This is a genomic window from Bradyrhizobium sp. USDA 372 (genome assembly GCF_053629095.1).
Genome location: NZ_JBRJHR010000001.1, coordinates 7665123 through 7677971, shown reverse-complemented (window position 1 = coordinate 7677971; position 12849 = coordinate 7665123). Strand labels below are relative to the sequence as shown.

Here is a 12849-nt window from a genome sequence, read left to right as displayed (position 1 = left end):
AGCCGATACGAGACGACATGAAAAAGTCCCGGCCGATCCTTTGGCTTCTGATCATCGCGGCCGTGGCCTCCGCGGGCTATTATAGTTGGCAGAAATTCGGCTCGTCCGAGGCTGGAAAAGTCCAGACCGCACAAACCGCTCAAAAAGGCCCGCCTCGCCCCTCCGCCGTCCCCGTCAGCGTTGCACCGGTCCAGAAGACCGACTTTCCGGTCTATTTGACCGGGCTCGGCACGGTTCAGGGCTTCAACACGGTCCAGGTCCGAACCCGCGTGGATGGCCAGATCGACAAGCTCGAATTCAGGGAAGGCCAGATCGTCAAGCAGGGCGATCTCCTGGTCTCGATCGATCCCCGCCCCTATCAGGCCACGCTTGACCAAGCCAAGGCCAAGAAGGCGCAGGACGAGGCCAGTCTCGCCAACGCCAATCTCGAGCTCCAGCGCGCCACGAAGCTCGGCGAATTTGCCACCGCCCAGCGCGTCGACACCCAGCGCACCACCGTGGCTCAGCTCACCGCGCAGATCGCCGCCGATGATGCCGCGATCTCCAACGCCCAGACCCAGCTCGATTACACCCAGATCAAGGCACCGATCACCGGCGTTGCGGGCCTGCGTCAGGTCGACATCGGCAACATCGTCAACGCCTCCTCGCAGACCGCCATCGTCACGATCTCGCAGGTCGAGCCGATCGCGGTGATCTTCACCGCGCCGGAAGACCAGCTCCCCTATATCAGCGAGGGCCAGAAGGCCGGCGCGCTCAAGGTGATCGCCCTCACCACCGACGGCAAGAAGACGCTGGCCGAGGGCAAGCTCGCTGTGATCAACAACCAGGTCGACACGAGCAGCGGCACGATCCGGCTCAAGGCGGTGTTCGACAACAAGGAAAACACGCTGTGGCCGGGCCAATCGGTCTCGACGCGGCTCCTGGTGCGAACGCTGAAGGATGCGACCGTCGTTCCGGATGACGCGGTCCAGCACTCCACCAACGGGCTCTACGCCTACACGGTCAATCAGGACAACAAGGCCGAGGTGCACAAGGTCAAGGTCAGCTATGGCATCGACGGGCGTTCGGTCATCGAGGAAGGCTTGAGCCCCGGCCAACAGGTGATCGTCGGCGGTCAGTTCAAGGTCCAGCCCGGAAGCCTGGTGTCGACTGCGGTGGCAAGCTCGGATCCGGCCCAGAACAAGGTACGACAGCAATGACCGAGGGCGGGATTTCGGCACCGTTCATCCGATATCCCATCGGCACCTCGCTGCTGATGGCCGGCATTCTCTTCGTCGGCCTGGTCGCCTATCCCCTGCTTCCGGTCGCGCCGCTGCCGCAGGTGGACTTTCCGACCATCCAGATCACCGCCAACCTGCCCGGCGGCAGCCCTGAGACGATGGCTTCGTCCGTGGCACAGCCGCTCGAGCGGCAATTCGCCCAGATCCCGGGCATCGCGCAGATGACCTCGACGAGCTATCTGGGCACGGCGTCGATCACCATCCAGTTCGACCTCAACCGCAACATCGACGGCGCAGCCAACGACGTACAGGGCGCCATCAACGCCGCCAGCGGCCAGTTGCCGAAAAACCTGCCATCGCCCCCGACCTACCGCAAGGTCAACCCCGCCGACGCGCCGATCCTGCTGCTGTCGGCGACATCGGAGACGCTGCCGCTGACGACCGTCAGCGACTCGGTCGACGCCCAGCTCGCCCAGCAGATCAGCCAGCTCTCAGGGGTCGCCCAGGTCTTCATCGGCGGCCAGCAGAAACCTTCCATCCGCATCCAGGTCGATCCCGCAAAGCTGGTCGCCAAGGGCCTGTCGATGGAGGACATCCGCAGCCAGATCGCGATCACCACGGTCGACAGCCCCAAGGGCAATATCGACGGCGAGAAGCGCGCCTATACGATCTACGCCAACGACCAGCTCACGCACGCGAAGGACTGGAACGACGTCATCATCGCCTATCGCAACGGCGCTCCGCTGCGGATTCGCGACATCGGCCAGGCGGTCAGCGCCGCCGAAGACGCCAAGCAGGCGGCCTGGGCGAACGGCAAGCGCGGCGTGTTCCTGGTGATCTTCAAGCAGCCGGGCGCCAACGTCATCGAGACCGTGGACCGGATCAAGGCGACCCTGCCCCGCCTCGTGGCGGCGATCCCGCCCGCGATCAAGATCGAGCTCATCAGCGACCGAACCACCACCATCCGCGCCGCGGTCGAGGACGTCCAGTTCACGCTGCTGCTGACCATCGCCCTCGTGGTCATGGTCATCTTCATCTTCCTGCGAAGCTTCTGGGCGACGGTCATACCGACGGTCACTGTGCCATTGGCGCTGCTGGGTGCCTGCGCCTTGATGTGGGTGGCCGGCTATTCGCTCGACAATCTGTCGCTGATGGCGCTCACCATCGCGGTCGGCTTCGTCGTCGACGACGCCATCGTGATGCTCGAGAACATCACGCGCTACATCGAGGAAGGCGACTCGCCGATGGAGGCCGCCTTCAAAGGCTCCAAGGAAATCGGCTTCACCATCGTCTCCATCAGCATCTCGCTGGTCGCGGTGCTGATCCCCCTGCTCTTGATGGGCGGCATCATCGGGCGCCTGTTCCGCGAATTCGCCGTTGTGCTGGCGATGACGATCTTCGTCTCGATGTTCGTGTCGCTGACGCTGACGCCGATGATGGCCTCGCGCTTCCTGCGCGCCCATGGCGAGGTCACCCACGGCAAGCTCTATCAGTGGAGCGAGCGCGCCTTCGACGGCATGCTGCGCGGCTACGAATACGTGCTCGACCACGCCCTGGCCTGGCGGCGCACCACGCTCGCGATTTTCTTCGTCACGCTCGGCCTGTCGGTCTACCTGTTCGTGCTGATCCCCAAGGGCTTCTTCCCGCAGCAGGACGTCGGCCTGATCACGGCCACGTCTGAAGCCTCGCAGGACATTTCGTTCAAGGAGATGCAGCGCCGCCAGGTCGAGCTCGGCAAGATCGTGATAGACGACCCCGACGTCGCAACGATCGCCATGAACATCGGCGGCAGCGGCCGTGCCGGCAACAACGGCAACATGTTCATCACGCTCAAGCCGCGCAACGAGCGGGAGGCGTCCGCTCAGCAGATCATCGCGCGGCTGCGTCCGAAGCTCGAGAAAGTGCCGGGCGCGCGCCTCTATATGCAGGCGGCCCAGGACGTCCGGCTCGGTGGCCGGCCGACGCGCACGCAGTTCGAGTTCACCCTGCAGGACGCAGATCTCGCCGAGCTCAACGAATGGGCGCCGAAGATCCTCGCCAAGATGCAGACGCTGCCGGAGTTGCGCGACGTCGCGACCGACCAGCAGACGCAGGGCACGACGGTCCAGCTCAAGATCAACCGCGACACCGCGGCCCGCTACGGCATCCAACCCCAGCTGATCGACGACACGCTGTATGATGCCTTCGGACAGCGGCAGGTCACGCAATATTTCACGCAGCTCAACACCTACAAGGTGATCCTGGAAGTCCTGCCGGAGATGCAAGGCGATCTCGAGACGCTGAACAAATTGTATCTGAGATCGCCGCTGACCGGCGACCAGGTGCCGCTGTCGACCTTCGCCAGCTGGACCACTGATCCGGTCCGCCCGCTCTCGATCAGCCATCAAGGCCAGTTCCCGTCGATCACGATCAGCTTCAATCTCGCGCAAGGCGTCGCGCTCGGCCAGGCCACCGAGGCCGTGCAGCGGGCGATGGCCGAGCTCGGCGCACCGGCGACGCTGAATTCGAGCTTCCAGGGCACCGCGCAGGCCTTCCAGCAGTCGCTCGGCACAGTGCCGCTTCTGATCCTCGCAGCCCTTGTCGTGGTCTATCTGATCCTCGGCATTCTCTACGAGAGCTACATCCATCCGATCACGATCCTGTCGACGCTGCCGTCGGCCGGCGTCGGCGCGCTCGCGATCCTGATGGCGGCCGGCTTCGACTTCAGCCTGATCGCGTTGATCGGCATCATCCTCCTGATCGGCATCGTGAAGAAGAACGGCATCATGATGGTCGACTTCGCGATTGCCGCCGAGCGCGACGAGCACAAGACGCCGGAGGAATCGATCCGCCAGGCCGCGCTGCTGCGCTTCCGCCCGATCATGATGACGACGATGGCGGCCCTGCTCGGCGGCGTGCCCCTCATGCTCGGCCACGGCACCGGCGCCGAAATCCGGCAGCCGCTCGGCTACGCCATGGTCGGCGGCCTGATCGTCAGCCAGGCACTGACGCTGTTCACCACGCCGGTCGTCTATCTCTATCTCGACAAGCTCAACAACTGGTTCTCGACCTGGGGCAGTTCGGGCGACGAAGGCCAGGAGACGCCCGAGCACGGTAGCGTCAAGGAAGCCGCCGAGTAAGCTTGCGCCACGCCTGCCGCGACGCTACAGCGAGACCCCACCTCGCAAATGCGGTTTTCCATGCCTACGCAATCCAGACTTGTCGCCCTCGCCGCTGCCGTCCTGTTGTCCGCAGGCGTCGCACATGCCCAGCAGGGCGCCAAGAAGAACGCCGCGCCCGCCCCGGCCGCGCAGCCCGCGCCCGCCCCGACGCAGGCGCAGGCTGACGGGTCTTCCGGACAGCCCGGTTGGATCGTCCGCTGCACCAGCGCAAGTCGTGACGCGGCGCTCGAATGCGCGATGGAGCAGAACGCGGTGCTGACCAAGACCGGCCAGACCGTCGTCCTGATCAACATCCGCATTGCGCCCGACACCCGCACGCCGATCGCGCTATTGCAATTGCCGCTCGGCCTCAACCTTCCCGTCGGGGCCAAGCTCCAGGTCGACGAAGGCAAGATGTTCGACCTCCAGATCCAGACCTGCGAGAACCGCGGCTGCTACGCCTCGACGCCGATGGCACCGGACCTGCTCGCCGCCTTTCGCTCGGGCAAGCAGCTGAAGGTCTCGTTCCAGAACATGGCCAAGGAGACGATCGCGATCCCGATGCCGCTCGGCGATTTCGCGGCCGCTTACGACAAGATCAAGTAGCGGGCTCTCCTCACGTCGCGATGTCGCCCGCCCGCAGCAGCGTCGTGAAGCCGCCATAGATCATGCGCTTGCCGTCAAAGGGCATGCCTTCCATTTTCAGCCGCGGATCCGCCATCACCTTCTTGTTGACGGCATCGCGGCTCTCCCGGTCCCGATAAACGATCCAGGCGAACACCACGATCTCGTCTTCCTTCGCCATCACCGCGCGCGGAAACGAGGTGAGCTCGCCATAGGGAACGTCGTCACCGATACATTCGACATAGTCGAGCGCGCCGTGCTCCATCCAGATCGCGCAGGCGGTCGTCGCCAGCGCCTTGTAGGCCTCGATGTTGTCCTTCGGCACGGCGAGAATGAAACCATCGACATAGGGCATTTTGCGGATCTCCTTGGGTTGTCCAGCCCAAGGACGATGGAGCGTGCCGCGATCCGACTTGGACATGCGAATGTCAGGTGAGGCAAACCGCCGCGTGAATGTCTACGCCGGAGCGCTTCGGAATCATGTCCTCGAAAACCGCCCGGAGCTGGCTGGGGAACCTGGATTCGAACCAAGACAAACAGAGTCAGAGTCTGTTGTGCTACCGTTACACCATTCCCCAACGGAATAGCCGAACAAATTCAAAGGCTTGCCTGACTTGCTCGACTGTGGCCGGAAGCGCAGCGCGCAAATCACGGCTCAGGCGTGGCAGCGTTCTACCCGCTCGCATCTGGGCTGGCAAGCGCTGCATGATCGAGCCAAGGCCAGCTTGATCAGACGACGATGCGATCGAAATCTGCGGCGATCCGGGTATTCGGGAAGATTCCTGCCGCCTCGGCGAGAATCGCCGCGTCCTCATAGCGTCCTGACATATGCGTCAGCACGAGCTGTCCGACCTTGTTCGTGGCGGCAAAGGAGGCCGCTTCTGCCGCGGTGAGATGGCCGTAATTCCGCGCGGTCGGCGCGTCGCGATCGAGGAACGTGGCCTCGATCACCAGCGTGTCGGCGCCGGCCACGTATTGCGACAGCCCCTCGGTGGTCTCGGTGTCGCCGATCACGACGAGCTTGCTGCCGCCGCTCGGCGGACCGAGGACCTCTTCCGGATCGATGGTTCGGTTGGCAAGCACGATTGGTCGGCCCGCGGCCAACTCGCCGCGCAAGGGACCGTCGGGGACACCGAGCGCGATGAGGCGATCAGGCCGAAGATGACGACGGGCGGGGCTTTGGAAGACGAAGCCAAAGCTGTCGGTGTCGCGGTGGCGGACCGGGAAGCAATCGATGGTGAATTCACCGGCGTCGATGACGTGTCCCTCGGTCAGCGCCGCGTAATCGACGGCGATCGGCGCCCTGCCCGCGCCCCACAGGCCGGCGAGCATGCGGGCGACGAGGTCGAGCGTGCCTTCGCCGCCGTGAATGGTCATTGCCTCGGACGTCTGCCGCAAGCCGAGCGTCGAGAACAGTCCGGGGATGCCGAGCACGTGGTCGAGATGCGCGTGGGTGAGCAGGATGCGGTCGAGCCGCCGGAAGCCGGCGCCGCTGCGCAGCAGCTGGCGCTGCGTGCCCTCGCCGCAATCGACCAGGACGCGCTTGCCTGCGGCTTCCACGAGAAGCGCCGGATGGTTGCGCTCCGCCGAGGGAACGCTGGCCGATGTCCCGAGAAACGTCAGGGCGAACATGGTCGTCGATATCCAGCGACCGTCCTTCTCCGCGATAAGACGGTTGACGGTCTCACCGTCCCCAATGCCACGCGAGCAGCAGCGCGTACAAGCCCATCGAGGCGGCATAGAGCACGGCGAGCAGCGCGTAGCCGGCGATCTGGCGACTGATCGCCGCCTTCGGCGTCACCCACCAGTCGAGCGCCCTGAAGGCGGCGGGCACCAGCCACCAGCCGAGCAGTTGCGTGCTGACGAGATTGCCGACGAAGAGCGACAGCCAGACCGGCACGCCGTGGCTGTCGATCAGCGGATGGCTGATGAAATAGCCCCAGAGATAGACCACGGGATAAAGCACCAGCAGGACGATGAGGTTGCTCTTCCAGATGAAGGTCGGACTTTGGTCGGGCGACTGGGTCTGGCCGGGTGGAAACCAGAAATTGAAGCCGTAGCTCGCCCGCTTCACGCTCATGCCGGCGCTGAAGCGCTCGCCCTCCTTGAGCAAGGCCTTCCGCACCGGTGAGTCGAGCCAGGCGTTGAGATTCGCATCGCTGTCGAACGACAGGATGATGATCCAATCGTCGTGCAAGCCCGCAATGGGCCGCTCGACCTTGTGGCGCAGAAAGCCCTTGAACTTCGCTTCCGCGGCCTCAACGCGCTGCTGCCATTCGAGGAACGCGTCTTCCGATCCGTCCGGTACCTTGAAGGAGATGACTCCTGACACCGCGGTGTCGCGCTGGACGCCGGTGTCGGGCAGGATATGGACATCCTCCGGGCCGACGAAGAAGCGGCGCACCTCCTCGATCAACCGCGCATGCACATCACTCTGCAGCCATGAACGCGCCGCGGCCGGGCTCGCGAAGCGCAGGATCGTCACCCAATCCGCATAGGCCGGGGGCTGCGGCGGCACCACCTCCTGGCCGAGGAAGCCGGGCCAATCCTTGAGCTGCTCGCCCACCTTGCCGTTCCACCGTGCGAACGCGGCAAAGCCGTCGTCGGCGATGCGGCGCTGGATGACGAGGGCGACCGGCTGGCCGGCTGTTTCAGGAGATGCGCTCATCGGCGGCCGTCTCAGCTCTTCTTGTAGAGACGCTTGCCCATCACCCAGGTCTCGTCGACGCAGCGATCGTCGCCGACCATCATGACGGCGAACAGCATGCTCGCGGCCTCATCCATCGAGCGCGGGCCGGCGCCGTCGGCGATCAGCGATTGATGCCACGCTTGCGCGACCTGCCCGCCGTTCGGATCGAGCGCGACGAAATCGGCCTCCTTGCCGGGCTCGAAATTGCCGAGCTTGTCGTCGATGTAGAGGCCTTCGGCGCCGCCGAGCGTGATCGACCAGAAGCCGCGATAGGGCGAGAGCTTGTTGCGCTCGGCTTCCGCGAGGTCCTTGCGTGCGGGATCGATGCTGCCGTCAAGCAGCGTGTTGTTGCACATGCCGACCTTGTAGGCGTCATCTAGCACGGAGATCATCGAGAAGCGGTTGCCGCCGCCGACGTCGGTGCCGAACGACATCTTGACGCGATGCTCGGGATCGGTGGCGCGGCCGAGGCGGAACAAGCCGCTGCCGAGGAACAGGTTCGAGCACGGGCAGAACACCACCGCCGCGCCCTTCTTCGACATGCGGCGGAACTCGTTATTGGAGAGATAGACGCCGTGGCCGCCGGAGAATTTCGGCCCCACCAGGTCGAACTTCTCGTAGACGCCGAGATAGTCCTGGCAATCGGGATGCTCGACCAGCACGCCGCTGCATTCGGCCGGGTTTTCGGAGATGTGGGTGTTAACCCAGCAATCCGGATGCTCGTGCTTGAGGCGCTGGCACGCCTTGAGCAACTCCGGCGAGGCGCCGAAGGCGAAGCGCGGCGTGATGGCGTAGAGGTTGCGGCCCTTGTTGTGATACTGCGCGATCAGCCGCTTGCTGTCGCGGTAGAAATTCTCGGGGGTATCGATGAAATCGGCCGGCGCGTTGCGATCGATGCCGGTGAGGCCCGCGATGACGCGCATGTTGCGCCGGCTCGCTTCCTCGAACAATTCCTCAGTCGACACTGGCGAGGAGCTCGTGAAGGCCTGGCAGGTGGTGGTGCCGGAGGCGAGCAGCGCATCGAGGAAACGCTTTACGCCCTCGCGCGCGTAGTCGCGATCCCGGTATTTGAGCTCTTCCGGGTAGACCCATTTCTGCAGCCACGGCAAGAGCTGCTCGCCATACGCCCCTAACACGCGCGTCTGCGGCAGATGAATGTGGCCGTCGATGAAGCCGGGGACGATGATGCGGTCCTTGATGTGGGTGATCTCGACGCCCGGATGGGCGGCGGCGATCTTGTCATAGGAGCCGAAGGCCTTGATCACGCCGTCCCCGACGACCATGAGGCCGTCCTGGTGAAAGCGTGCGGAGGCCTGCTCGTTGCCGACATGCTTCCAGGGATCGTCGACGAAGTCGAAGAACGTGCCGCGAATACCGACAGTGGTCATGATCGAGTTCCTTCCTTAAGGCTGTGTGGCCTGCCGCGCCGACGGCAGCGAGATCGCTAGCAGCGTACCGGCGACGGCGCAGAGGCCGAGATAGAGCCATCCGATCGGCGTCTGCGTCGCTTCGGGCAACACCGCCGTGATCGCCATGGCGCCGCTGACGGCGAGATAGCAGAGCGCGCTGATCAGGCCGCCGATCAGGCCGTGGTCGCGCTCGAACAGGCCGAGCGCCATGCCGTACATCATCGGGCACAGCACACCGCAGCCGCCGAGCACCAGCGCGCCGCCGATCGTGATCGACAGGAAATCGAGACCGAGGGTCATGCCTGTTGCGGTCAGGGCCGCGGCGCCGGCGAGGAACAGCGCGAAGGCGCCGAAGCCCAGCATGCGCGCCGGCATGAAGCGCGCGAAATGCGCGCAACCGAGTTCGCCGGCGAGATTGACCCCGCCAAGGCCGAGTGCGACGAGGCCGTAGATGGCCGCCGAATAGCCAAGACCAGTCTGGTAGAAGAACGGCGCTACCACGCCGAACGCCAGCTGCGCGCTGGCTGCGGCAGCAAAGACCAGCACGAAAGCGAGGAAGCCCGGCCGCACCAGCGCATCGCGCAAGATGCCGGCGGTGCGGCGCGGATCGAACGGCGCGCGCCGCTCGGCCGGCAATGTTTCAGGCAGAAGGAATACGACGATCGTGGCAACGATCGCCGCGGCGAGGGCAATGACGACGAAGACACCGCGCCACGAGGTCAGCTCGACGATGAAGCCACCGGCGGCCGGCGCCAGCACCGGCGCAAGGCCCCAGGCTGCGCCAAGCAGGCCGGAGATCGCGGTGAGCTCGCGGCCGCGGAAACAATCAGCGGCGACCGCATAGGCGACAACGAGACAAGTGCAGCCGCCGATGCCTTGCAGGAAGCGCAAGCCCAGCAGCAGCGAGGCGCTGGTGGCGAGCGCACAGGCGATGCTCATCGCAATCAGCACCGACAGGCCCGCGAGCAGCACGTTGCGGCGGCCGATTGTGTCCGAGGCAATACCGACCGGCACCAGCGCCAGAGACATACCGAGCATGTAAGCGGTAACGGTGTTCTGCATCGAGGCGGGATCGGCGGCGAGATCCACCACCATCTGCGGCAGGCCTGGCGTATAGGCATCGAGCGGAATCTGGCTGAACGGCACGACACACAACAGGATCGGCACGATCCCACTCCTGGCGCGACCGGCGTCCGAAGCAAGTGCAGTCATGGCTTACGCCCCCTCGATGCCCGCGGGTCCCATCTTTTCGTGCGCGCAATGAGAGGCGACGATGCAGGTTGCGGATATTGACGCGCGGGAAGCTGACACAACTGTGTGTAGAAACTCTTAGGAGCTTTCGTGTCGATCCGTTTCGGCGATGATGCCCTGGCCGTCACTCAAAACAAAAATGCGAAAACAACCCCATGCAAAGTAGAAATCGTTGAGGATTTCGCCTCGTGCGGTCGAGCCAAGCGGGCGCTTGATGCGTCGGGCAAAACAGCGGCACGATTGCATGACCGCCATCGCGTGTGGCTCACACCAAAGGCCGTTAACCGATCGGAAGGCATGACTGCTTGTGCGCGAGCCGTGCGCGCGCCTCGTCCTTCGAGACGGCGCTTGCGCGCCTCCTCTGGATGAGGCGAAGCGGCATCAGCCTTGTACCGCTGCAATCAGGCCTGGTCGCACCCTGGTCTAAGTTCGATCGACCGACTGCGCCTCGACGGCCTGCACGGCCACGCTCGCGACCTGCCGCAGCGCTTCGCGATCGGCACCCGAGGACGCCATCACGCCCATGCCGACCGACACCGCCGAGACATAGCGCGCGAGCGCAGCCGGATCGGCGCTTTCCTTGAGATCGCCCTCGGCCCTGGCGCGGACGAAACGGTCGCGAAGCTGGTCTTCGTTCTGGGCGCGGCGCGCGGCGAGCTCGAAGGGGACGTTCTCGGAGCCGGTACCGCAGGCAATGCCGCCTTGCACCAGCAGGCAGCCGGGCGGATTGGCGGGATCGGTCTGCCTGTCGGCAATGCCCATCAACATGCGCTCGGCCACGGCTCGGGCGGTGGGGGCTGCCACCACCTCGTCCATCCAGATGTTGCGCAGCCTGGTGTAGCGGTCGAGCGCGGCCTTCAGCAGCCCTTCCTTGTTGCCGAAGCAGGCGTAGAGACTGGGCGGATTGATGCCCATGGCCTCGGTGAGCTGGGCAATGGTCGTGCCCTCATAGCCATGGCGCCAAAACACTTCCATCGCCTGGTCCAACGCCATTTCGGCGTCGAATTCCCGGGGGCGTCCCATGCCCATGTGCCTGTCTCCTCGGATCAGCGTTTGTCCTCAGCCTAACGCGGGATCCTATCTATTTGTTCTAGCTTTTCTTTTTCTTGTGTCTTCCAATCGTCGCGGTATCGGCGTACAATTTTCTTAGTGAATGGTACATAAGTATCTTGCACTGCGGTATCCAGCTCCACATCTGTAGTGAACACTACATATTTGGAGCGCGCAAATGCCCCCCTCCCAAAATACCTCCCGCACCGGCCGTTTCCGCCGCCTTCTGGGCGGCGTCGCCATCGTGGGCGCCCTCGCCGCGGCCGGCTCGGTCGTGACCGGCCGCTATTTTCATGCGGCGCAAGCCACCGCACCGGCGGCCGCAGCTGAACAGGCTGTTTCCGTCACGGTGGCGATGATCGAGCCGCGACAGACCGTGCTGTGGGACGATTTCTCCGGCCGGCTCGAGGCGATCAACCGCGTCGAGCTCCGCCCGCGCGTCGCGGGCGCGATCCTGTCGGCGAACTTCACCGAAGGCGCGCTGGTGAAGGCCGGTGACGTGCTGTTCAAGATTGATCCAGCCCCCTATACGGCCGAGGTCGACAAGGCGGCCGCCCAGCTCGAGGCCACCAAAGCGCGCGTCGTCTTCACCCAGAGCGAGCTCGAGCGCGGCGCGCAGCTCGTCGGCAACGCCGTGGTCACCCGGCGCGACTACGACCAGCGCGACAACGCCAATCGCGAAGCGATCGCCAACGTCAAGGCGGCCGAGGCGACTCTGCAGACCGCAAAGCTCAATCTCGATTACACCGAAGTGCGCGCCCCCGTGGATGGCCGCGTCGGGAAGATCGAGGTCACCGTCGGCAATCTCGTCGCCGCCGGCACCGCCTCGCCGGTGCTGACCTCGCTGGTCTCGGTCAATCCGATCTACGCCTCGTTCGATGCGGACGAAGAGGTGGTGCTGCGCGCCCTGAACTCGATCGCAGATAGCACCGGCAGCCGCGGCAAGCTCGATCAGATCCCGGTCGAGATGACGACGTCGGGCGGCTTGTCCGCAAAGGGCCACATCCAGCTCATCGACAACCAGGTCAACGGCCAGAGCGGCACCATCCGTGTCCGCGCTGTATTCCGCAACGACGACGGACACCTCATTCCCGGCCAGTTCGCGCGCGTGCGCATGGGCCAGCCCAAGCAGCAGGCACTGGTGATGATCGACGAGCGCGCCATCGGCACCGACCAGGACAAGAAGTTCGTGATGGCGGTCGGCGACGACAGCCGCGCCGTCTACCGGCCGGTCACCCTCGGCGGTGCCGTCGATGGACTTCGCATCGTCACCTCGGGCCTGAAGTCCGGCGACCGCATCGTCGTCAACGGTTTGCAACGCGTGCGTCCGGGCGCCCTCCTCAAGACGGAGGTGGCAGCGATGGGCGCGCGGGGGCCGCAGCAGGCGTCAAACCACAGCAACCAGGACGTGGTGCAGCGCTAGTTAGTTCATCCCGGGGCGGGCGAAGCCCGAACTCGGGATCTCG

11 protein-coding genes and 1 tRNA gene are annotated in these 12849 nt (G+C 64.8%); 4 read left to right on the top strand and 8 right to left on the bottom strand.

The window, feature by feature from the left end:
- Nucleotides 1–17 precede the first annotated feature (17 nt).
- From AB7M16_RS35695 to AB7M16_RS35685, 3 genes are read left to right on the top strand one after another with little or no spacing between them, the layout of a single operon-like run.
- Nucleotides 18–1199 carry an efflux RND transporter periplasmic adaptor subunit gene (locus AB7M16_RS35695; protein ID WP_212257435.1) on the top strand — a complete coding sequence of 394 codons (1182 nt, stop codon included), beginning with the start codon at nt 18–20 and terminating at the stop codon, nt 1197–1199.
- Nucleotides 1196–4339 carry a multidrug efflux RND transporter permease subunit gene (locus AB7M16_RS35690; protein ID WP_453946839.1) on the top strand — a complete coding sequence of 1048 codons (3144 nt, stop codon included), beginning with the start codon at nt 1196–1198 and terminating at the stop codon, nt 4337–4339. Before AB7M16_RS35695 ends, AB7M16_RS35690 begins: the two co-directional genes overlap by 4 nt.
- Nucleotides 4340–4399: 60 nt before the next feature.
- Nucleotides 4400–4966 carry an invasion associated locus B family protein gene (locus tag AB7M16_RS35685; RefSeq protein ID WP_453946838.1) on the top strand — a complete coding sequence of 189 codons (567 nt, stop codon included), beginning with the start codon at nt 4400–4402 and terminating at the stop codon, nt 4964–4966.
- A 10-nt stretch (nt 4967–4976) separates the two neighbouring features.
- On the opposite strand, the gene AB7M16_RS35680 is transcribed toward AB7M16_RS35685, so the two are convergent.
- The 8 genes from AB7M16_RS35680 to AB7M16_RS35645 all read right to left on the bottom strand — a co-directional run bounded on the left by AB7M16_RS35680 (nt 4977) and on the right by AB7M16_RS35645 (nt 11362).
- Complete coding sequence (locus tag AB7M16_RS35680) at nt 4977–5339, bottom strand: DUF1428 domain-containing protein (protein ID WP_172786307.1); 363 nt, start codon at nt 5337–5339, stop codon at nt 4977–4979.
- A gap of 149 nt (nt 5340–5488) precedes the next feature.
- A tRNA-Gln gene (locus AB7M16_RS35675) sits at nt 5489–5562 on the bottom strand.
- A 151-nt stretch (nt 5563–5713) separates the two neighbouring features.
- The gene (gene rnz, locus AB7M16_RS35670; RefSeq protein ID WP_453946837.1) at nt 5714–6616 is read right to left on the bottom strand and encodes a ribonuclease Z; all 903 of its coding nucleotides are present in this window, start codon (nt 6614–6616) and stop codon (nt 5714–5716) included.
- Nucleotides 6617–6668: 52 nt separating this feature from the next.
- Entirely contained in the window at nt 6669–7652 is a 984-nt protein-coding gene (locus AB7M16_RS35665; protein WP_453946836.1) for an antibiotic biosynthesis monooxygenase, read from the bottom strand.
- 11 nt (nt 7653–7663) lie between these two features.
- Entirely contained in the window at nt 7664–9061 is a 1398-nt protein-coding gene (gene guaD, locus AB7M16_RS35660) for a guanine deaminase (RefSeq protein ID WP_453946834.1), read from the bottom strand.
- A gap of 15 nt (nt 9062–9076) precedes the next feature.
- Complete coding sequence (locus AB7M16_RS35655) at nt 9077–10294, bottom strand: multidrug effflux MFS transporter (protein WP_453946833.1); 1218 nt, start codon at nt 10292–10294, stop codon at nt 9077–9079.
- Nucleotides 10295–10411: 117 nt separating this feature from the next.
- Entirely contained in the window at nt 10412–10588 is a 177-nt protein-coding gene (locus tag AB7M16_RS35650; RefSeq protein WP_453946831.1) for a hypothetical protein, read from the bottom strand.
- A gap of 168 nt (nt 10589–10756) precedes the next feature.
- The gene (locus AB7M16_RS35645) at nt 10757–11362 is read right to left on the bottom strand and encodes a TetR/AcrR family transcriptional regulator (protein ID WP_453946830.1); all 606 of its coding nucleotides are present in this window, start codon (nt 11360–11362) and stop codon (nt 10757–10759) included.
- 199 nt (nt 11363–11561) lie between these two features.
- Here AB7M16_RS35645 and AB7M16_RS35640 point away from each other — a divergent pair, with 199 nt between their 5' ends.
- Nucleotides 11562–12806 (top strand): efflux RND transporter periplasmic adaptor subunit, encoded by a 1245-nt coding sequence (locus tag AB7M16_RS35640; protein WP_453946829.1) that lies wholly within the window; start codon nt 11562–11564, stop codon nt 12804–12806.
- Nucleotides 12807–12849 lie beyond the last annotated feature (43 nt).

Bases quoted from the DNA above. Each gene is read 5' to 3' on its own strand.
- AB7M16_RS35650 (WP_453946831.1), bottom strand. From the start codon at position 10,588: ATGGCGGTCATGCAATCGTGCCGCTGTTTTGCCCGACGCATCAAGCGC.
- AB7M16_RS35690 (WP_453946839.1), top strand. From the start codon at position 1,196: ATGACCGAGGGCGGGATTTCGGCACCGTTCATCCGATATCCCATCGGC.
- AB7M16_RS35645 (WP_453946830.1), bottom strand. From the start codon at position 11,362: ATGGGCATGGGACGCCCCCGGGAATTCGACGCCGAAATGGCGTTGGAC.
- AB7M16_RS35680 (WP_172786307.1), bottom strand. From the start codon at position 5,339: ATGCCCTATGTCGATGGTTTCATTCTCGCCGTGCCGAAGGACAACATC.
- AB7M16_RS35655 (WP_453946833.1), bottom strand. From the start codon at position 10,294: ATGACTGCACTTGCTTCGGACGCCGGTCGCGCCAGGAGTGGGATCGTG.
- rnz (WP_453946837.1), bottom strand. From the start codon at position 6,616: ATGTTCGCCCTGACGTTTCTCGGGACATCGGCCAGCGTTCCCTCGGCG.
- guaD (WP_453946834.1), bottom strand. From the start codon at position 9,061: ATGACCACTGTCGGTATTCGCGGCACGTTCTTCGACTTCGTCGACGAT.
- AB7M16_RS35640 (WP_453946829.1), top strand. From the start codon at position 11,562: ATGCCCCCCTCCCAAAATACCTCCCGCACCGGCCGTTTCCGCCGCCTT.
- AB7M16_RS35665 (WP_453946836.1), bottom strand. From the start codon at position 7,652: ATGAGCGCATCTCCTGAAACAGCCGGCCAGCCGGTCGCCCTCGTCATC.
- AB7M16_RS35685 (WP_453946838.1), top strand. From the start codon at position 4,400: ATGCCTACGCAATCCAGACTTGTCGCCCTCGCCGCTGCCGTCCTGTTG.
- AB7M16_RS35695 (WP_212257435.1), top strand. From the start codon at position 18: ATGAAAAAGTCCCGGCCGATCCTTTGGCTTCTGATCATCGCGGCCGTG.